We start from the raw sequence: 18,763 nt of genomic DNA, 5'->3' as shown, positions 1-18,763 counted from the left end.
GGATCACATCGCGACCGTCAGACAGCTGCGGTGTCGACGGGTGCAGGTTGACCGGCGAGGTTCCACGTCGACCAGCGGTGGGTCATGGCCGGCGAGCCGATCCGGCCGAACACCGATCCCGCGAAGTGACCGCCCGCGATGATGTCGTTCCCGCCGGCGAAACGTTGCACGATCTCTCGTCGGGTCGACCTGGAACGGTCCGGGTCCACGTCGAACTTGAAGTTCCAGTCGGGATCGCTCACCTGGGCCTGCGTGTGCATGACGTCGCCGAGAATCAGCAGTCTCTGTTCGGCTCCCGGGTCACTGACGATGACCGATGCATGCCCGGGGGTGTGTCCTGCGGTTGGCAGGACCTCCAGCCCTGGCAGGTCGAAATCCGGGTCGTCAACGAACCGGATCCCTTCGGTCAGCGGGCGCTGGACTGCCTCGAGGTGCGGGCCGACTACGTCCTCCACCCCGAACCAGTGATCCCACTCCGCGCGCTGGACGTAGTGCATCGCGCGAGCGAACGTCAGTCCCCCAACCTCACCTAGGGCCATGCCGGGCGACGGCGCGACGTTCGATGTCCACCCGACATGATCGTGGTGGAGGTGAGTGAAGAGCACGACGTCGATGTCTTCGGCGCGCAGCCCTTCTTCGGCCAGGCTCCGCAACAGACGCCCGCCCCGGAAGCTGGCGAAATCCGGTACCTCGAAGTCGACCTCACCGAGTCCCAGGTCGATCAATGCGGCGTACGACGGCGTCCGGACGAGGAACGAACCCACACTGACGGGGAGCCGCCCGTCCTCATCCAGATAGGCGGTGTGCCGGGCCCAGCCGTCCGGTGCGCTGTCCGGAAAGACCTCGGTCGGGTACAACCGCACCTCGCCGTCAGGCAGGTACGTGATCGTCGTGTCGCCGATCCTGACCTGCTCACGTGACGCTACGTTCAGCATTCTGGTGTCTCCCACTCGTGCGATGAAGCTGGCATCACTTACTTTTCGTTAGTGCCAGGAATCGCACAAGTACGCACTTACAAGTGTGTGTGCGGGGCATCATTGGCCGGCTACTAACCACGAGTTAGTGGGACGCACCTAGAGACTGACCACGTACTTGCCTTCGCCGCGGCCCTCGGCGAGTGCCTGCTGGGCTGCGGCCACGTGCTGAAGTCCCTCGAGCGGCCTGACTTGCACGGCGAGTTCGCCGTGCGCGACGGCAGCGAGCGCCTCGGACTGACCTTCGGCGATCAGCCACGGCGCCCTGGCCGCCAAGCCGCGCATACTGAAGCCGCCGACCGCGGCGTTCGTCGCGAAGAGCCGGCCCGTGGGGATCGGATCGAGTGCCGCACCGCCTGCGTTGCCGAACAGCACGATCCGTCCCGTCGGCGCCACAACCTCGAGATCCTTGTCGATCCAGCTGGTCCCCTGGGAGTCCAGCACGAGATCCACACCCCGGCCATCGGTATACCGCAGCACAGCGGCCGACAACGCGTCGTCGCGAACCAGTACGGCGTCGTACCCCGCTCGCTCGGCACCCGCGGAACGGCTGCTGTGGCCAACCGTCCCCAGGACAAGCCCTGCGCCTTGGTGCCGCGCCACCCGAGCCAGCGCTTGCCCCAGGCCACCGCCCGCCGAGTGAACGAGCACAGACCCGCCCGGCTGCAGGGACCGCAGCAGAAGTACGGCCGTGGTCAAAGTGCCCGGCACTGCGGCCGCCGTTTCGAATGTGAGCCCGGCCGGAAGCTGCGACACCAGGGCAGCCGGTACCTTCACGACCTCAGCCAACCCACCCGCCGCCGTGAACGCGGCGACGGGCGTGCCGACCGCGAGCCCGGTTACTCCTGCCCCCATGGCGCGGATGGTCCCGGCTGCTTCCAGGCCTGGAATGAAGGGCCAGTGCGTCGCGTAGCCCGGGTCACCACGGCGCGCCATCACGTCGATGAAGTTCACTCCCGCGGCGCGGACGTCGATCGTCACCTCACCCGGCCCCGGCACCGGCACCTCGACCTCGGCGACCCGGGTCGTGCTGCTGTCGGCGGCCGGCTGGTCGAAGATCACTGCCTGCATGTCCCCTCCTTTGTTCGATGTACGACGAACATCGTACAACTTGCGCCGGCCAACGCGAGGGCAAATTCATGCCGCTCCTGACCGACGGGCCTCAGGTCCGGGCGGCCTGTCGCTCGTAGTTCTCCAGCACCTTGTCCAGCAGCCCGGGGAACCGGGCATTGAGGTCGTCCAGGCGAAGCGTCGTCCACCGGCGGTTGCCGTCGTCGCGCTGCCGGATCACCCCCGCATCCCGCAGCACGCGGAAGTGATGCGTCAGCGTCGACGGCGCGACGTCGACAGGAAACGTGCCGCACGGCCGCTCGACGTCGGACCGAAGCGTGCGGACGATCGTCATCCGCGTAGGGTCCGCCAGTGCATGAAGCACATCGAGAAGATCCAGCTCGTCGAGCTCCGGATGAGTGAGCAGGCGGCGATGCGAACGCGGCACTTGGCACCTCTCCTTCGCCACAACCTTATACGACATACGTCGTACGTTGCAGGCGCCGGAAGCCCGGCCGGCGTCAGTGATCGACGGTCAGGACGATCTTGCCGAACTGGGCATTCGACTCCAGGTAGCGGTGTGCCGCGACGACGTCCGCGAGCGCGAAGGTTTCGTCGATGACGGGAGCCAGCGAACCGGACCGCAGACCGGCGTTGATGAAGTGCGTGGCGCGGCGCAGGCGCGGTTTGCTCTCGATCGTCAGCTCGGTGAACGCGTACGTCCGGAGCGTCCGCCCGCGGAAGTCGGGGGCGATCGGCATCGGCGCAGGTGTGGTGTCCAGCCAGCCGTAGAACAGCAGCGCGCCGTCGGGAACGACCGCCTGGACGAGAGTGTTCACGGCCGGACCCATGACGGCATCGAGGGCCAACTCCACACCCCTTCCGTCGGTGACGGCCAGGACTTCTTTGACGAGGTCCTGTTCCTCGGTGGCGATAACGTGCGCGGCTCCCGCGTCGAGCAGCCGTTGCGCCTTGGCGCTGGTGCGCGTCGTGGCGACCGGTACGGCGCCCAGATGGTTCGCCACCTGAATCGCCGCCAGTCCGACACCGCTCGATGCGGCGTTGATGAGCACCGTGTCACCTGGCTTGATGTCGCCGTACTCGACCAGCAGACCATAGGCCGTGGTGTAGGACATCCAGGTGGCCGCACCGATCACGGCGTCGACAGCCTCCGGCCGATGGATCAATGCGTGTGCCGGCAGGACGACCGACTCCGCGTACGTGCCGTACTCCGTCATCAGGAAGGTCGGTACCGCGCTGACGGCGTCACCGACGGAGAAGCCCTCTACGTCGTCACCGACCGCCTCGATCACTCCGGCCGCTTCGTAGCCGAGCCGCGACCCCGGAAGGCTCGGCGGGTACACATAGGTCCCCGACCGGAACAAGGCCTCGGCCCGATTCAGGCCGATCGCATCGACACGGATCCGGACCTCGCCCGGTCCGGGTTCCCCCGCGTCGAGATCCGCCAGCCGGAGAACCTCCGGCCCACCGAGCTCGTCGAACAGTACTGTCATCGTCATGTCAGGTGCTCCTGGTTTGTGCGGTGCTTGGCTCCGCCAGCCTAGGAGTCGCTATGTGGACGTCCAATAATTGTTCGTCCGCATTCTTTCACTGATCGTCCATCAAACTGGAGTCCCGGTAGATTCAACTACTCGACAACCGGCTGTCGATCTCCTCGGAAGACAGCCAGACCGCCGCATCGTCCGGACCGTCCCGCCGGTAACGGCCGGGCGGCACCCGATAGTGACGCTTGAACGCGTTGGCGAACGCGAACTCTGACGAGTAGCCGATCTCGCGCGCGATCGCCGCGAGCGACACCTCGCTCTCGCGCAGGCGGCGTGCCGCGATCACCAGCCGCCACCACGTGAGATAGGCCATCGGCGTCTGCCCGGTCAGCGCCGTGAATCGCTGCGCGAAGGCCGCCCTGGACAGGCCGACTGCCTTACCGAGCGACTCCACGGTCCACGGATGCGCCGGAGCCCCGTGGATCCGATCCAGCGCGGTTCGGACAGCAGCATCAGCAAGGGCCCTGCTCCATCCGCGACCGGTGGCCGCGGCGTTCTGGTCGTACCAATCTCTCAGGGCGTAGAGCAGGACAGTGTCCAGGAGCGCAGGTACGACGACCGCCGTACCTGCTCGCTCGTCGCGCAACTCGTCCGCCAGCAGGCCGACTGCCGTGCTGAGCGCCGACCTGGTGCCGGGCGCGCTCGGAAGGTGAATGGAGGCAGGAAGTTCGGCCAGCAGCGGATGAGCTCTGGCACGGTCGGTCAGATACGCGCCACACAGCAAGACGCTCTTGCCGGCACCACTTTCCGGGGCACGGTCCTCGACCTGTTCCGGGTGGTCGAGCGGAATCACCGAACCCGACACCTCGACGTCCGGACCGCTGGCCAGTCCGTGTCCATGCCCATGCGGCAGGACGACAACGTCACCCGGAGCCAGCAGGACCGGGTCCTCGCCAGGCGGCAGGAACCAGCACCGGCCCTCCAGCACCACGTGGAACCCGATGCCTTCACCCGACTGGAACCGCAGCCCCCACCGGCCGCGATACTCGTTGCGGCGCGAGACAGGCCGTCCAGTGCGCACCGCCAGCAGCGCGTCGCTCAGTACATCCACGCAGTCACTCTACCGACCGTACCGTGGCGTGGACGATGGCGTATCTCTACCGGACTTCGAAGCATGGAGCGTCCTGGCGAGACCCTCTACGGTGGCCGACATTGATTGCGATCCTTCGATCGCGGCGGACGACCTGGGAGCATGAAGTGCGTGTGACGATTCTCGGCGCCAACGGACCAACCGGGCGGCTGCTGACCGAACAGGCTCTCGCCGACGGCCACGACGTTGTTGCGCTGACGAGGCGGCCGGCGGACTTTCCGCTTTCCCATCCCCAGTTGACGATCGTCGGAGGCGATGTCACCGACTCCGACACGGTGGCCTCGGTGGTGGACAGCAGTAAGGCCGTGCTGTCGGCGCTCGGCACGCCGTTCACCAGGAAGCCGGTGAACGTCTACTCGGTCGGCGGCTGGAACGTCCTCCGCGCAATGAAACGGTCCGGAGTCACACGGCTTGTGGCGCTGACCTCAGGTGCTGTGGACGAGCATCGCGAGCCGACCGGCGGACTGATCTTCAACAAGGTCCTGCAGCCGTACGTGACCCGGGTTCTCGGCAAGACCGTGTACGACGACATGCGCCGGCTCGAAGCCCTGCTCGCCGCGAGCGATGTCGAGTGGACCGTACTGCGCCCGTCGGGTCTCTACGAACTGCCCGAAGTGACGAAGTACTCGATCACGGAGGAACCCGGTCCCGGCCGCTTCACGTCCCGTCGGGACCTGGCAGCGGCCATGCTCGATCAACTGACAAACGAGCGGTTCGTCCGTAAGGTCGCCCACGTCGTCACGACCGAGCAGAATCCCAGCATGTTGGCGCTGATGCTTCGCGAGGCCAGGAAGAAGAAGTAGCTCATGAATCTCGACGTGACCGTCGTGCAGGCATGCCGGCGTTCACGCCGCGGCGGAAGCCGAACCGCGGTTGTTGAGGACGGCGACCTGAGTGACGCCGCGCGACGCGCGGTACCAGGTGCGGTCGGCGCATCGCACGCGGTCTTCATCTCCGGACAAGATCCATCGGCGGTCAGGCTGCGGTTCTTCACTTCAGCCGGTGAGCTCCCCGCCTGCGGGCACGGCACCGTAGCCGCTCTGGCTGTACTGGCCCAGCGCAGCGGCAACGACCGGTACGACGGTGTGCTGCGTACTGCGGCGCGATCGTTGCCAGGCCACGCGATCGGCAGTGACGGCCACTACACCGCATCGTTCAAGCCTGGCCCGATCGACCTGCGCGCCGCGGCCATCGACGAAGCCGATCCGATCCTGGCTGCCTTGGGAGTCAGCACCGAAGCCGTTGCGTGCCAGGTCGCCTCTGTAGGGGCGGCCGCGTCTGCTGGTCGAGCTCGCCGACCAGCAGACGCTCGCGAACCTCGCCCCCGACGTGTCCCGACTGCGCGCGGCCACCGACCGCCTCGGTCTGCTCGGCTGCTACGCCTTCGTGACGCCGCCCGATGACGGCCGCACCGGGGCCCGCACAGTGGCCCGCATGTTCGCTCCATCCATCGGCGTCCCGGAAGACATCGCCAACGCGAACAGCACAGCATGCGCGGCCGCGTATCTGTCGGCCCGCGGGCGCTCGAGGCTGCGCGTGGACATGGGTGACGCCCTGGGCCGGCCCGCGACCATGACCGCGATCACCACTTCTCCCGCCGGCATACCGATCGTCGAGGTAGGCGGCACAGCAACGATCTGCGCCGCGCGGAGTACGCCTAGTCGACGATGATTCCGCCGGTCAGGTTGGCGACGGTGCCAGTCATCGCGACCGCGCGGTCGGAGGCCACGAACGCGGCCACGTCCGCGAACTCGGTCAGAGTCGTCGCCTGCTTCCGGTGGGACATGCCGGCGATCGCGGCTCGGAATTCCTCCTGGGTGATCCCACAGGCCTCGGCATGAAGGCCGAAGACGACATCGATCGTTGCCGTCTCCTCCATTCCCGTGGTCCGTAGGCAGACAGCGCGCACGCCGTACTGCGCGAATTCCGCCGACAACGCCCGGTTGAATCCCTCCAGGGCTGCCCAGGCCGGGCTCATGCCTCCGAGCAACGATCCACCCGCACGCGCCGGCTCGGGCGTGTGCATCAGGATCACACCGGCTCGTTGCTCGACCATCCTGCGTGCGGCCGCCCGCGCCGTCACGAAATGCGCCTGGGTGTAGGTCGTGATCGGCAACAGGAAACGTTCGACCGAGAGCTCGGTGAGCGCGATGCCCTGCATTCCTTGTTGTGGAATCCCGATCGCGTTGTAGGAGATGTCAATCGTTCCGGCGGTTTCGGCGACGGCTTCGAGGTGGCGCTCCACCATTGCCTCGTCGAGCGCGTCGACTCGCGCGGTCTGCACCGCTCCACCCGCGGCGGAGATCTCCTTCGCCACAACATCGACAGCAGCAAGGTCTCGTCCGGTCAGGAAGACCCGCGCGCCCTCACGAGCGAACGCGCGAGCCACCGCGCCACCAGTGGCGCCTGCACCGTAGATGACCGCGTTCTTGTTCTCGAGCAACATCATTTTCTCCGATCGGCCTGTGCCGCGAGAATCGCCCCTGCGACGACCGCGTTCTGACGTTCGAGCGCCTTCACTGCACCGCCACGCCAGCTCTCTGTCAGCGTTTCCGCCATCGGATCCGGGAAGATGTCCTCTTCGTCCTTCTCGACTCCGTCGAAGATGCGCCGGGCGACCGACTCCGGCGATGCCTTGGGTACGTCGACCGCGGCGCTCATCTCGGTGTCGACGATGCCGGTCAGCACGGCATGGACGCTCACGCCGCGATCGGCGAGGAGGGCGCGCAGCGACTGGGTCATGGAGAAGGCCGCTGCCTTCGAGATTCCATAGGCGGGAATGACCGGGAACGGCGCGAGGCCATTCACCGAGAGATTGTTGACGATCGCTCCACCTGAACGAACCAGCAGCGGCAGGAACGCCTGGACCATCCTGTGCGTCCCGAACAGGTTCACGGCGAGATGCCATTCGATCACGTCGCGGTCGCTGAGATCGTCGTACGCAGCAACTCCCGCATTGTTGACCAGGACATCGAGCGACTCGACCTGCTCGACAGCCCGCTGGACCTGATCCGGGTCGGTCACATCGAGGGTCAGCGGTGTCACGCGGTCATCCGCGTGGGTCCAGGCGGTACGCGTGCCGGCGTACACCCGCCGCGCGCCTCTGCTGAGGATCTCCTCGACCAACGCCTGTCCGATGCCGCGATTCGCACCGGTCACCAGAACTGCCTTGTCCGCAATGAACGCCATGACGACGATTCCGTTCTTCTCGGTTGGGATATGTGCCGCCGGTCGGGTGAGGCCTGGCCGCCGGTCGTAGGTGATGGACCCTGGCGTGGCTCGAAACCCGGCGGCGGCATTCAGTGACTCCGATCACACCGACTCCGCAGAGGAGTGCCTTTGTCGTGGAAGAAGGCGCCGGCGGCAGGTGTTGAAGTGAGGAGGGTCGACGGCTGAACGGCGGGAGTCGGGATCATGGAAGTTCGCCAGCTCGAATTCTTCGTCGCTGTCGCGGAGGAGTTGCATTTCGGGCGGGCCGCCGAACGCCTGCACATCGGGCAGCCGGCAGTCAGCCAGCACATCTCGCGACTCGAACGTGAGCTCGGTGTGCAGCTCTTCGATCGCACCACCCGACGGGTGAGGCTGACGGCGGCAGGCCTGCGGCTGTTGCCAGAGGCACAGGCGACACTGGTGGCCTTCGGCAAGCTGCGGGCCGCGGTCGCTGAACCCGTGGATGAGCTCACCGGGCTCATCAGAATCGGGACGAGTGAGGGATTGGGCGATCGCCTCGACCGGGTTCTCGACTCGATGGCAACGCTGGCCCCGCTGGTCGCTGTGCGACTCGTGAGCCTGCCCTCGTCCGACCGACTCGACGCAGTACGCCGCGGTGAGCTAGACGCCGCATTCCTCCGGCCCGCGGCGCACGTCTCCGATCTCGAAACGACCGCGGTGTGGAACGAAACCCTCGTGGCGGCGATGCCGGCCACGCACGTAACCGCGGCCCGCTCTCTCGTCACGTTCGCCGACCTGGCGAGCACACCTCTGCGACTGAGCCCACGGAACGCAAATCCCGGCCTCTACGACTGCGTCACCGGCCTCCTGCGGCAAGCCGGCATCGAACCACCTCGAGGTCCGGTGATCGGATCCGTGTACGACGCGCTCGCGGAAATCGGCGCCGGTCCGCCGTCGTGGACCGTGTTGTACTCCTCGGCGGCCGAGCGGTTGCGAGTCCACCGGATCGCCTTTCGCAGGCTGGACGTCCCAGCGGTCCAGACCCTGATCGCGACCGCTCCAGGACCGCCGGCTCCAGCGGTCCGGCTCCTCCTCGACAGCTGCCTTGCCGCAGCCTGACCTCGGCGTACTCTGCTGAAGTTGGTTGTGATTCATGCCGATCAGCGATGAGTGAACATGGCGGATTCGCCTTGTTGGCGGCGAAGTCAGGGCCTGAGATGGAGCCATGAAAGCACTCGTGAACACGCCGCAAGGCCTTACCGTCCGCTCCGTCGCCGATCCCGATCCGGCGCCCGACCAGGCGCTGATCGCCGTACGGTCGTTCTCCGTCAACCGCGGCGAACTCGATCTGCTGGCTGCCCGTACCGAAGACTGGCGGCCGGGGCAGGACATCGCCGGAGTGGTGGTCGAGCCCGCCGAGGACGGATCCGGGCCCGCGGCGGGAGCAAGAGTCGTCGCGCTCGCCGAGGACAGCGGCTGGGCCGAACTCGCCGCGGTATCCACAGCCCGCCTGGCCGAACTGCCCGACTCCGTCGACATCGAGCCCGCTTCGACGCTGCCGCTGGCCGGTCGAGCCGCGTTGAACACCCTGCGCATCGGCGGCAGTCTGGTGGGCAAGAAGGTTCTCGTCACCGGCGCCACCGGCGGTGTCGGGCAACTCCAGGTCCAGCTCGCAGTGCTGGCCGGGGGCGACGTCACCGCGATCGGTCGCGACGATGCGTCCGACCTTCTCCTCAAGTACGGCGCACGATCCGTGGTGCCGACCGTCACCGAGGCGGATGGTCTGTTCGATCTGATCACGGAATCGGTCGGGGGTGAGTCGCTCGAAGCCGCCGTCGAGAAGATCGCACCCGGCGGCACTGTGGTGGTCTTCGGCGCGAGCAGTCGCCGCAAGGCGTCCGTCAACCTCTACGACTTCATCGGGCACGAGGGCGCTCGCTTGGTCAGCTACCTGTCCTACGCGGACCCTTCGTCGGTCAGTGCGGATCTCCGAACGCTCGTCGACTTCGTCGCCGTGGGATCCCTCCAGGCACCAGTGGGCTTCCAGGCCGGATGGGACCAGGTGGACAGCGCCCTCGAGGGGCTTCGTCATCGCACATTCCGCGGCAAAGCGGTGCTGACCATCCCGTAAGGCCGCACCGCGCACTCGGCGTAGACGATGTCGTAGTTGTTCAGGACTGATGACTATGGCGAGCTCTCGTGGGGCCAGTATTACTGTGCTCGCATGGTGAGTGTCAGCATGGAACAGCCCGAGCAGACCGAACAGCGCCTGCGTCGAGTGCTCACGGCGGCCGAGTTCGTCGTCCATGAGGGAGCCTGGTACTTCGAGGAGTCGCCGCTCGCGACGCCTCCACTACTCACCGGGCGCGAGCTCGCTGTCGTCCGGGACGACGAGGTCTGGAGCGCCCTCGTCCCATGGGCAGGACCGGCCCGGGACGCAGAGGTCTTCGGTCTGTTCTCGTTCCACTTCGCGCCAGACCTCGACAACAGCGGTTTCGTCGGTTGGCTCGCCACCGCACTCAAACGCGAACTCGGGACCGGCGTTTTCGTTGTCTGCGGCAACAACCATGCCCGCGGCGGGATCTTCGACTATTGGGGCTGCCCGATCGACCTCCTGCCCGCTGCCGTCCAGATCGTGACGACCATCAGATCCCGCCCCTCGCAGAGCTGACGGCCGAGAGATGGCCTCTGATGTAGAGGAGTTGGGGAACCTCGCGCCAGATCGGGGTGTCGCCCAGGGGTTCACGTAGCTGGTCGATGACCAGGCCCGCGGCGTTCAGAGTGTTGACGTAGGTGCTGAGCGTGCGGTGATAGGCGCCGACCGGAAGGGCGCTGCGATGGGCACCGGGACCGTCCCAGTAGCCCTCGGCGAAGTACTTGCCGACTGTGCGCCTGACGCTCTTGTCGACGTGATCGACGATCTCACCGGTGGCGGGACTCTTGAAACACGGATGCGTGAACGACAGGACGAACCAGCCATCCGGCCTGAGAACTCGGGCCATCGAGTGCAGCGCCCCGTCCAGGTCCGGGATGTCCATCAGCGACATGTAGCAGACCGCCCCGTCGAACGCGTCGGTCGCGAGTCCGTCCAGTGTGTGCGCATCACCATGCCGATACGAGATCCCCAGCGGTTGTGTCTCCTCATGCTGCCTGGCCCGCTCCAGCAGCTTCTCCGACAGATCGACACCAGTGACGACAGCACCCCGGCCGGCGAGGTAGCGTGCTTCCCGGCCCTGACCGCACGCCACCACACAGACCTCCTGGCCTGCGACGTCTCCGGTCAGCTCGGTGAACGTGGAGTCGTCGAGGGCCGAACCCGCTCCGACCCACTGGTCGTACTCGGTAGCTACATCGTCATATTCAGATCTCATGCTGCTCCTACGAACAAGCCCCGAGCTACGGTTCCGGGTTCTGCCGTCAGAAGATCGCTGCCTCCGGCGGCTCTGGGCATTTCATCTGCGTGCGCGGTTCCGGAGTGACCGCACTGCCCATCCCCTTGCCGGCAGTGGGTTGTGCGGCATGCCTCCCCGGCAGAGGTCGGCGCTAGGCGGTGCGTCCGTGGCTGAAGGTGCGGCGGTAGTCGGACGGCGAAACGCCGAGTGATGCGCGCATGTGCTGGCGGAGGGAATTCCCAGTGGCGAAGCCGGACCGGTGAGCTACTACGTCGATGGGCAAGTCAGTGATCTCGAGAAGTTCCTGCGCTGTCCGGAGACGCTGGAGCGTCAACCACTGCAGGGGAGCCATCCCCACCTCGTCGCGGAACTTGCGGGTGAAGGTCCGCACGCTCATGTGCGCATGTGCCGCGAGAGCCTGCAGCGACAGCGGCTCGCGGAGATTTTCGACTGCCCATCGCCGCGTCGCACCGGTCGATACCTGAGTGACCACGGGCACCGGACGCTCGATGAACTGCGCCTGGCCTCCGTCCCGCCAGGGCGGCACGACGCACTGACGCGCTACCTGGTTCGCGGAGGCCGAGCCGTGGTCGACGCGGACAAGATGCAGACTCAGGTCAACAGCCGCTGCGGCACCCGCCGAAGTGAGTACGTCTCCGTCGTCGACGAACAAGACATTCGGGTCGACCTGAACACGTGGAAACAATTGCTGGAAGTGCTCGACCTCGCTCCAGTGCGTCGTGGCCGGCCGTCCATCGAGAAGCCCTGCGGCAGCGAGGACGTAGGCCGCCGTACACAGCGAGACCAGCCTTGCTCGCGAAGGGATCATCGCCAGGGCCGCCGACAACGGTGCCGGTAGCGAGCCACCTAGACGGAGGGGAGCCAGGTCCCGGATCGGCGGGATGACGACGGTGTCGGCCTCGCCGAGGGCGTCCGGACCTCTCCCCGGTTGCATCGTCATGCCTGCGTCGGTAACCACCGGGCCGCCGTCAACGCTGCAGATCTCGACCTCGTAGAGCGGCCGGCCGTTCTTGCCCTTGGCGCTGCCCAGGATTCGTGACGGGATGCCCAACTCGAACGTCAGAACTCCGGCCAGAGCCAGCACCACGACGCGATGCGGAGCATCAGCAACCATGGCCGGATTCTGTCACATGATGACCAAACGGCCATGGCTCCGGTACGCCGGTCTGCCGAAACTCGGAGTGAGGGAAGTGACAGCAACCAAAGGGAGTTTCATGAGCGCCTCAATGCGCGCCATCAGTCCTCGCAGCTGGGGACCACCCGAAGTCCTGGTCGAGGTCGAGGTCGAACGCCCCGAGCCGGGCCCGACGGAGGTTTTGGTGCGGGTTCACGCTGCCGGGGTAAACGCCACGGACTGGAAATCTCGCTCTCACGGTGGCCTGCAGTTGTGGGACGACCCGCCGATCCTCGGCCACGACGTGTCGGGGGTCGTCGAGGCTGTCGGTCTGGGAGTCACCCTCTACCAGGCAGGCGACGAGGTCTTCGGCATGCCCCGGTTTCCGTGGCAGGCCGGGGCGTACGCCGAGTATGTCGCCGCGCCGGCGCGTCACTTCGCGCTCAAACCGGCCTCGATCGACCACATCGAGGCAGCCGCCCTGCCCTTGACCGGCCTGACGGCCTGGCAGGCCCTGACGGAAACGGCCAAGCTGCGACCCGGCCAGCGTGTGCTCGTACACGGCGCGGCCGGCGGCTTCGGACATGTCGCCGTGCAAATCGCCAAGGCGTTGGGCGCGCACGTGATCGGCACTGCGAGATCGTCGAAGCATCGGTTCCTGCGCGAACTCGGTGCCGACGAGGTTGTCGACTACACGTCCGTCGACTTTGCCCAGGTGCTCAGCGACATCGACGTCGTACTCGACCCGGTCGGAGGTGATTACGCGAGCCGGTCGCTTCGGGTGCTCCGCCGCGGTGGAGCTCTGATTTCATTGGCGGGATGGGAGGACGTACCCGCGCAAGCGGAGGCGGAGGCCAGCGGAGTTTCAGCCGGCTTCACGCTCGTCGAACCCGACTATTCCGGTCTGCTGGCCATCGCCGGGCTGGTCCGGGCGGGCAACCTCCGTCCGGAGGTCAGCACCGTCCTGCTCCTCGAGCAGGCAGCTGCTGCCCATCGTCTCGCGGAGCGCGGAGGCAACACCGGCAAGATCATCCTGCGTGTCGCGGAATAGGCCACTCGAAATTTACCTCTAGCACGACAAGGTCGAGACTCTCAAGATGCCCTGGGCAACGAGTTCGAACGCGGGCGATGGTCGCTAGGTCAGTGCGCGAGGACGCGGGGGAAACCGAACGCCGGCACGAGGGTGGGATCGATGAATGCCGTGACGCGGGCGATGCGTGATCCGATCAAGGTGAGGACCTGCGCGCCGTATGGTTCGTAGTCGCCGTCGGCAGCGCGTTGATAGATGACGACAGCGGGCTGACCGTTGGCGCTACTGGGCATCAGTCGCCACTGGTCCCTGCGAAGCACTCGATTGGCCAGGAATCCGGCGACCGCCTGTCGACCGGTGAACCAGGTCGCGATGGGCGGCATCTCGAACTCGACATCCGCCCGCAGCAGTTCCATCAGCGCGCTGAGATCGGCCGCGGCGAACGCCTCGACATAGCCATCCAGAAGAACTCGCACGCTTTCCTGATCCGGCTCCGCCAACTCCTCCTCGACCGGGCCCGCGTCCGCCATGCGTGCCCGAGCCCGTCGCAGAGCGCTGTCGACCGCGATCGGCGTGGTATCGAGTATCTCGGCGACTTCGGCCGTCCGGAACGCCAGTACGTCCCGTAGCGTCAAGACGGCTCGCTGCCGGGCAGTAAGGTGTTGGAGGGCGGCAATGAAGGCCAGCCGTACGTCGTTTCGCCCTGCGACGACAACTGCCGGATCGTTGCCGCCGATCAACCGGTCAGGGAGCGGTTGTAGCCACGCCACGGACGAGTCGCCATCGGCCAGAACCACTCGATGATCGTCAGACGGCGCACCCAGTCCGGACGGAAGTGGTCGTCGGGCACGCGTCTCCAAGGCCGTCAGGCAGGCCATCGTCGCGATCTTGTACAACCAGGTCCGGACCGATGAGCGACCCTCGAAGCGGTCGAAGGCTCGCCATGCCCGCAGATACGTCTCCTGCACCAGGTCCTCGGCGTCGTGAACCGACCCGAGCATCCGATAGCAGTGCGCGAACAGCTCCGGCCGGAACGGCTCGGCCACCGCGGAGAACTGCGCGTCATCGGACATTGCGAGTCCTCCACCAGATGGTCGTCAGCTCCATTATCGAAGCCCGCTTCGAGGCGTGTGGTCGGCGTCAGTTGTGGAAGCAAAGAGACGAACCGGACCGCGGCTTGCACCGGTAACTACGGCTGTCTTGAAGGATTGGGACATTGCACACTCCGCGAATGGTCGGGTTCGGTCACCTATGAAGACCACCGGCGAGCCGGAAAACCGTCACCGCCCGGCGGAGACGTGCGTCACGTCAGTCACATGGCGTCATCCCGGAGCAGGTCATCGCCCGAAGCTGCTGTGCCCATTCTTGCCAAATCCCGGTGTTGGTGGCGAAAACGGGCAATTCGTTTACACCTGTCCCCGGTGCTGATCAGATTCGGTCACCCCTGACCACCGAGAGGACACCATGCGTTCTTCTGCCCGTCGGCTGCTCGTGCCGGCCGCTGCGCTTCTCCTGGTCGTCGGTCTTGCCACTCCGACGACGGCCGGCGCCGAACCTCCCCCACCGCTCCCCACCGCCGGCGGCGCGGCCGCGGCAGGGGGAACGCCCCTCGACCTCACGCTCATCACCGGAGACAAGGTCACGGTCGCACGCGGGCCCGGCCGCGCCGTGTCGGTGCAGGCCGTCGTACGCGCTCCCCGGTCGACCGGACCGGTACGGGTCAGCGTCGAGAACGGCGACACGTTCGTCTACCCGGGCGCCGCGATGCCGTACCTGGCGACCGGGCAGCTCGACAAGCAGCTGTTCAACGTCAGCGAACTGGTGGCCCAGGGGTACGACGACGCCCGGAGCAAGGACCTCCCGCTGGTCGTCACGGGCTCGCCGGGCGTGGCCGCCAAGTCCGCGCGCCGCTCGGCGCTGCCGGGCACAACCACCACGGTCGACCTCCCGTCGGTCGACGGCGCGGCCGTCAAGGCCGAGAAGGCGCAAGCGGCCGTGCTCTGGTCGGCGCTGACCGGGCAGAGCGGCCTCCGAGCGAAGGCGAGCACCGCCGCGGCTCCCTCGTTCGCGACAGGGATCGCCAAGGTCTGGCTCGACAGCAAGGCGCAGACGATGCTCGCGGACACCACCGCACAGATCGGCGCGCCCGCGGCGTGGACGGCGGGCGTCACCGGCACGGGCGTGCGGGTCGCGGTGCTGGACACCGGTGCGGACCTGGGACACCCGGACCTGGCACCGCGGATCGTGGCGACCAAGAGCTTCGTGCCCGGTGAAGACGTCGTCGACCGCAACGGTCACGGCACGCACACCGCGTCGACCGTCGCCGGTACCGGCGCGGCCTCGGACGGCCAGGAGCGTGGCGTCGCACCGGACGCCGATCTCATCGTGGGCAAGGTGCTCGGCGACAGCGGCTCCGGCCCGATCTCCGGGATCATCGCCGGGATGGAGTGGGCGGCGCGGACCGAGCACGCCAGGGTGATCAACATGAGCCTGGGGACGCCGGCCTGGCACACCCAGGACGATCCGCTGAGTCAGGCCGTGAACGAGCTGAGTGGCGAGACCGGTGCCCTGTTCGTGATCGCCGCCGGCAACTCCGGGAGCAGCCCGTACAGCGTCAGCTCACCGGGTACCGCGGACGCCGCCCTGACCGTCGGCGCGGTGGACGGTTCGGACCAGTTGGCCGACTTCTCCAGCGTCGGCCCGCGGCTGATGGACGACGGTCTCAAGCCGGACCTGACCGCACCCGGCGTCGACGTGCTGGCCGCGCGGTCGCAATACACGAACGACGGCGGCGAGGGCTACTACCGGACGGACAGTGGTACGTCGATGGCGGCTCCGCACGTCGCCGGTGCGGCCGTACTGCTCGCCGCGCAGCACCCGGACTGGACCGGGCAGCAGCTCAAGGACGCACTGATGAGCACCAGCAAGCTGACGCCCGCGTACACGCCGTACCAGGCGGGGACCGGACGCGTCGACGTCGCGGCAGCCTCGTTGCACGGTCAGCTCATCGCCAGCGGATCGGTCGACGCCGGGCTCGTCCAGTGGTCGCCGAAGCCGGCCCGGACGCCGGTCAAGCGGCAGATCAGCTACCGCAACACCACGGACAAGCCGCTCACGCTGCGGCTGTCCACCGACCACGCCGGCATTTTCCGCCTCGCCACGGACCAGGTGACAGTGCCCGCGAAGGGCACCGCAGCGGTCGGTTTCACGGCGGACCCGAACGGCCTGGCTCCCGGCCAGTACGCGGCCCAGGTCATCGCGACCTCGTCGACCGGCACCGTGCACACGGCCGTCGGGCTGGCCGTCGAGCCGAAGAAGTACAACCTGAACGTCGAGCTGAAGGACCAGGCCGGCAAGCCGGTCAGCGGTGAGGTCGAGGTCACCGGCGCGGACGGGAAGTCCACCGTGCTGTGGGCAACGGACGGCAAGCTCACCAGCCGCTGGGCGCCGGGCTCGTACACGATCGTCTCGACCCTGGACGTGCCCGGCAGCCACGGCCCGCACTCGCTCGGGCTGGCCTTCCTGACCGCGCCCGAGGTCGACCTGACCGCGGACCGGACCGTCGTCCTCGACGCGTCGCGGAGCCGTCCGATCAAGGTCGACACGCCGAAGCCGACGACCGTCACCACGAGCAGGTTCGACATCTTCCGCTCCTTCACCTCGGCGCAGCCGACCCCCGACGACAGGGCGGCGCTGCACGAGATCTTCATGCCGCCGCCGGACTACGACAGCTTCTGGGCGCTGCCGACGAAGAACAAGGTCCGCACCGGCAGCTTCGTGCTGACCACCCGGTTCCGGGCCGAGCAGACGCCGCTGACGATCAGCTACGACGGCCGCAGCCTCGACGACTCACTGCTCGTCCAGCCCGGCTCCCCGGCGTTCCGCGCCGGCACAACGCGCCTCACGGCCGTCTTCGCCGGCACCGGCACGCCTGCCGAGTACGCCGGTCTTGCCGCGCGCGGCAAGGCGGTCGTCGTCCGCAACAGCATCGACGTACCGCCCGCAGACCAGGCCGCCGCGGCGCACGCCGCCGGCGCGGCCATGCTGCTCGTGGTCAACGACGGCATCGGCCGCTACAACGACTGGTACGGCGGAGCCGACGGCCGGACCCCCGGCCCGATCCCGACGGCGTCGCTCACCCTCGACGACGGCGAGGCCCTGATCAAGAAGCTCACCACGCACCGGACCGAGCTGACCGTCTCGGCCAACCCGGTGCCGTCGTACCTGTACGACCTGGTCGACTACCACCAGGGCAAGGTCCCGGACGACCCGTCCGCGGCCACGGACCTCGGCAGCCTCGCCCGGATCGAGAACGACTTCGCTCCCCCGAACGGGCAGCAGGTCCTGGAGAGTCGCGAGGACAGCCCGGCGTACGAGTACTGGCCGGCTTCCTTCCCGTACGCCGTGTACGGGTCGATCCGCGTGCCGCGGTTCCCGGCGAAGCCCGCGGTGGGGCACCGGACGGACTGGGTGTCGGCGGGCGCGAAGTGGCAGCAGTACGCCTCGATCAACGGCTGGGCGACATTCACCGACATCACGAGTTACCAGCCGCGCAGCGTGCAGAGCCAGCGCTGGTTCGGTCCGATCGTGCGGCCGCGGATGCTCGAGTTCGAGCTCCCGCACCGGGTCGGCAACGCGATGGGCGGCATGATCGCCGGGTTCGGTGACGGCGGGTCCGCGCACAGCGGCGACTCGCTGATGACGCGCAGCTTCGCGCTGTACCAGGGCGACGAGAAGCTGGTCGGGAACGGCCCGCGGCCGGACTTCGGCGTGGGCGACCTGGCGCCGGAGAAGCGGCCGTACCGCCTGGTGGCCGACACCGTCGGGAACGCCGAGCTGACGCCGTACTCGACGAGCACGCACACCGAGTGGAGTTTCACGTCCGGCGAGGCGGAGAACCAGCCGCTGCCGCTGGCCCAACTTGACTACGGCGTGGACGTCGACGCGGCCGGGCGTGCGAAGCGGAACTCGGTCTTCGCCGTCAAGCCGGTGGTGCTGGGCAGCAATGCCCGGCAGGACGCCGTGGTCTCGGTCGGGCTGGAGGTCTCGTACGACGACGGGGCGACCTGGCAACGGCTGCAACTGAAGGAAAGCAAGGGCAGCTGGGAGACGCGGCTGCAGGCGCCGCCGCGGGCCGGGCAGGTGTCGGTGCGGGTCACCGCCAAGCAGCGCAACGGAGGCGGCATCAGCCAGACGATCGTCCGGGCCTTCGGGCTCAGGTAACGCGGGCGGGCGGCGGGCGGGGCTTCGCTCGCCACCCCTTGATTGATTGTTAGCCACCCGACAAGATTGTCAGGTGGCTAACAGAATACGAACTCCTGATCTGGACGGCGCCGGGGCCTGGGCCAAGCGATAC

At 67.4% G+C, this 18,763-nt stretch carries 17 protein-coding genes and 1 pseudogene; 8 read left to right on the top strand and 10 right to left on the bottom strand.

The features are described from left to right. Window positions 1–17 precede the first annotated feature (17 nt). From EV651_RS10685 to EV651_RS10665, 5 genes are all read right to left on the bottom strand, one after another. Window positions 18–935 (bottom strand): MBL fold metallo-hydrolase, encoded by a 918-nt coding sequence (locus EV651_RS10685; protein ID WP_133784693.1) that lies wholly within the window; start codon window positions 933–935, stop codon window positions 18–20. A gap of 138 nt (window positions 936–1,073) precedes the next feature. Next, entirely contained in the window at window positions 1,074–2,045 is a 972-nt protein-coding gene (locus EV651_RS10680; RefSeq protein WP_133784691.1) for a zinc-binding dehydrogenase, read from the bottom strand. Window positions 2,046–2,136: 91 nt separating this feature from the next. Beyond that, window positions 2,137–2,472: a helix-turn-helix transcriptional regulator gene (locus EV651_RS10675; RefSeq protein ID WP_133784689.1), complete on the bottom strand. Its 336-nt coding sequence runs from the start codon at window positions 2,470–2,472 to the stop codon at window positions 2,137–2,139. 73 nt (window positions 2,473–2,545) lie between these two features. Beyond that, window positions 2,546–3,544 (bottom strand): zinc-dependent alcohol dehydrogenase family protein, encoded by a 999-nt coding sequence (locus EV651_RS10670; protein ID WP_133784687.1) that lies wholly within the window; start codon window positions 3,542–3,544, stop codon window positions 2,546–2,548. A 124-nt stretch (window positions 3,545–3,668) separates the two neighbouring features. Then, complete coding sequence (locus tag EV651_RS10665) at window positions 3,669–4,640, bottom strand: AraC family transcriptional regulator (RefSeq protein ID WP_133784685.1); 972 nt, start codon at window positions 4,638–4,640, stop codon at window positions 3,669–3,671. 146 nt (window positions 4,641–4,786) lie between these two features. Between EV651_RS10665 and EV651_RS10660 the strand changes: the two genes are divergently transcribed. The 3 genes and pseudogenes from EV651_RS10660 to EV651_RS41830 all read left to right on the top strand — a co-directional run bounded on the left by EV651_RS10660 (window position 4,787) and on the right by EV651_RS41830 (window position 6,350). Next, window positions 4,787–5,482: an NAD(P)-dependent oxidoreductase gene (locus EV651_RS10660; RefSeq protein ID WP_133784683.1), complete on the top strand. Its 696-nt coding sequence runs from the start codon at window positions 4,787–4,789 to the stop codon at window positions 5,480–5,482. Window positions 5,483–5,485: 3 nt separating this feature from the next. Further along, a pseudogene (locus EV651_RS43240) lies at window positions 5,486–5,764 on the top strand (PhzF family phenazine biosynthesis protein); the annotation flags it as partial. 193 nt (window positions 5,765–5,957) lie between these two features. Then, the gene (locus EV651_RS41830; RefSeq protein WP_370352555.1) at window positions 5,958–6,350 is read left to right on the top strand and encodes a PhzF family phenazine biosynthesis protein; all 393 of its coding nucleotides are present in this window, start codon (window positions 5,958–5,960) and stop codon (window positions 6,348–6,350) included. Here EV651_RS41830 and EV651_RS10650 read toward each other — a convergent pair. Beyond that, on the bottom strand, window positions 6,337–7,125 hold the full coding sequence (locus EV651_RS10650) for an SDR family NAD(P)-dependent oxidoreductase (RefSeq protein WP_133784681.1): 789 nt from the start codon (window positions 7,123–7,125) through the stop codon (window positions 6,337–6,339). The two genes, EV651_RS41830 and EV651_RS10650, sit on opposite strands and share 14 nt — an antisense overlap. After that, window positions 7,125–7,868, bottom strand: a complete 744-nt coding sequence (locus EV651_RS10645; RefSeq protein ID WP_133784679.1) for an SDR family NAD(P)-dependent oxidoreductase — start codon at window positions 7,866–7,868, stop codon at window positions 7,125–7,127. Before EV651_RS10645 ends, EV651_RS10650 begins: the two co-directional genes overlap by 1 nt. 225 nt (window positions 7,869–8,093) lie before the next feature. Here EV651_RS10645 and EV651_RS10640 point away from each other — a divergent pair, with 225 nt between their 5' ends. The 3 genes from EV651_RS10640 (at window position 8,094) to EV651_RS10630 (ending at window position 10,521) form a co-directional block, all read left to right on the top strand. After that, window positions 8,094–8,969, top strand: coding sequence for a LysR family transcriptional regulator (locus tag EV651_RS10640; RefSeq protein ID WP_133784677.1), 876 nt, complete (start codon window positions 8,094–8,096; stop codon window positions 8,967–8,969). 106 nt (window positions 8,970–9,075) lie between these two features. Then, entirely contained in the window at window positions 9,076–9,981 is a 906-nt protein-coding gene (locus tag EV651_RS10635; protein WP_133784675.1) for a zinc-binding dehydrogenase, read from the top strand. A gap of 93 nt (window positions 9,982–10,074) precedes the next feature. Next, window positions 10,075–10,521 (top strand): DUF6196 family protein, encoded by a 447-nt coding sequence (locus EV651_RS10630; RefSeq protein WP_133784673.1) that lies wholly within the window; start codon window positions 10,075–10,077, stop codon window positions 10,519–10,521. On the opposite strand, the gene EV651_RS10625 is transcribed toward EV651_RS10630, so the two are convergent. Beyond that, the gene (locus EV651_RS10625) at window positions 10,496–11,221 is read right to left on the bottom strand and encodes a class I SAM-dependent methyltransferase (RefSeq protein WP_133784670.1); all 726 of its coding nucleotides are present in this window, start codon (window positions 11,219–11,221) and stop codon (window positions 10,496–10,498) included. The two genes, EV651_RS10630 and EV651_RS10625, sit on opposite strands and share 26 nt — an antisense overlap. A 172-nt stretch (window positions 11,222–11,393) precedes the next feature. Further along, window positions 11,394–12,377 (bottom strand): GlxA family transcriptional regulator, encoded by a 984-nt coding sequence (locus EV651_RS10620; RefSeq protein WP_133784668.1) that lies wholly within the window; start codon window positions 12,375–12,377, stop codon window positions 11,394–11,396. Window positions 12,378–12,477: 100 nt separating this feature from the next. Here EV651_RS10620 and EV651_RS10615 point away from each other — a divergent pair, with 100 nt between their 5' ends. Then, the gene (locus EV651_RS10615; protein ID WP_238156802.1) at window positions 12,478–13,428 is read left to right on the top strand and encodes an NADP-dependent oxidoreductase; all 951 of its coding nucleotides are present in this window, start codon (window positions 12,478–12,480) and stop codon (window positions 13,426–13,428) included. An 89-nt stretch (window positions 13,429–13,517) separates the two neighbouring features. Here EV651_RS10615 and EV651_RS10610 read toward each other — a convergent pair whose 3' ends face one another. Then, entirely contained in the window at window positions 13,518–14,480 is a 963-nt protein-coding gene (locus EV651_RS10610; protein ID WP_133784666.1) for an RNA polymerase subunit sigma-70, read from the bottom strand. Window positions 14,481–14,871: 391 nt separating this feature from the next. Between EV651_RS10610 and EV651_RS10605 the strand changes: the two genes are divergently transcribed. Further along, a complete protein-coding gene (locus EV651_RS10605; RefSeq protein WP_133784664.1) occupies window positions 14,872–18,630 on the top strand; it encodes a S8 family serine peptidase in 3,759 nt (1,252 codons plus the stop codon). Window positions 18,631–18,763: the final 133 nt, after the last annotated feature.

Source organism: Kribbella sp. VKM Ac-2571, from assembly GCF_004362255.1.
Classification (GTDB): domain Bacteria; phylum Actinomycetota; class Actinomycetes; order Propionibacteriales; family Kribbellaceae; genus Kribbella; species Kribbella pratensis.
This window is presented reverse-complemented; position numbering and strand designations above follow the sequence as displayed.

Excerpts from the sequence above, each read along its gene's own strand:
- EV651_RS10610 (WP_133784666.1), bottom strand. The coding sequence starts at position 14,480 with ATGTCCGATGACGCGCAGTTCTCCGCGGTGGCCGAGCCGTTCCGGCCG.
- EV651_RS10625 (WP_133784670.1), bottom strand. The coding sequence starts at position 11,221 with ATGAGATCTGAATATGACGATGTAGCTACCGAGTACGACCAGTGGGTC.
- EV651_RS10650 (WP_133784681.1), bottom strand. The coding sequence starts at position 7,125 with ATGTTGCTCGAGAACAAGAACGCGGTCATCTACGGTGCAGGCGCCACT.
- EV651_RS10640 (WP_133784677.1), top strand. The coding sequence starts at position 8,094 with ATGGAAGTTCGCCAGCTCGAATTCTTCGTCGCTGTCGCGGAGGAGTTG.
- EV651_RS10615 (WP_238156802.1), top strand. The coding sequence starts at position 12,478 with ATGAGCGCCTCAATGCGCGCCATCAGTCCTCGCAGCTGGGGACCACCC.
- EV651_RS10620 (WP_133784668.1), bottom strand. The coding sequence starts at position 12,377 with ATGGTTGCTGATGCTCCGCATCGCGTCGTGGTGCTGGCTCTGGCCGGA.
- EV651_RS10635 (WP_133784675.1), top strand. The coding sequence starts at position 9,076 with ATGAAAGCACTCGTGAACACGCCGCAAGGCCTTACCGTCCGCTCCGTC.
- EV651_RS10630 (WP_133784673.1), top strand. The coding sequence starts at position 10,075 with ATGGTGAGTGTCAGCATGGAACAGCCCGAGCAGACCGAACAGCGCCTG.
- EV651_RS10680 (WP_133784691.1), bottom strand. The coding sequence starts at position 2,045 with ATGCAGGCAGTGATCTTCGACCAGCCGGCCGCCGACAGCAGCACGACC.
- EV651_RS10685 (WP_133784693.1), bottom strand. The coding sequence starts at position 935 with ATGCTGAACGTAGCGTCACGTGAGCAGGTCAGGATCGGCGACACGACG.
- EV651_RS10645 (WP_133784679.1), bottom strand. The coding sequence starts at position 7,868 with ATGGCGTTCATTGCGGACAAGGCAGTTCTGGTGACCGGTGCGAATCGC.
- EV651_RS10670 (WP_133784687.1), bottom strand. The coding sequence starts at position 3,544 with ATGACGATGACAGTACTGTTCGACGAGCTCGGTGGGCCGGAGGTTCTC.
- EV651_RS10605 (WP_133784664.1), top strand. The coding sequence starts at position 14,872 with ATGCGTTCTTCTGCCCGTCGGCTGCTCGTGCCGGCCGCTGCGCTTCTC.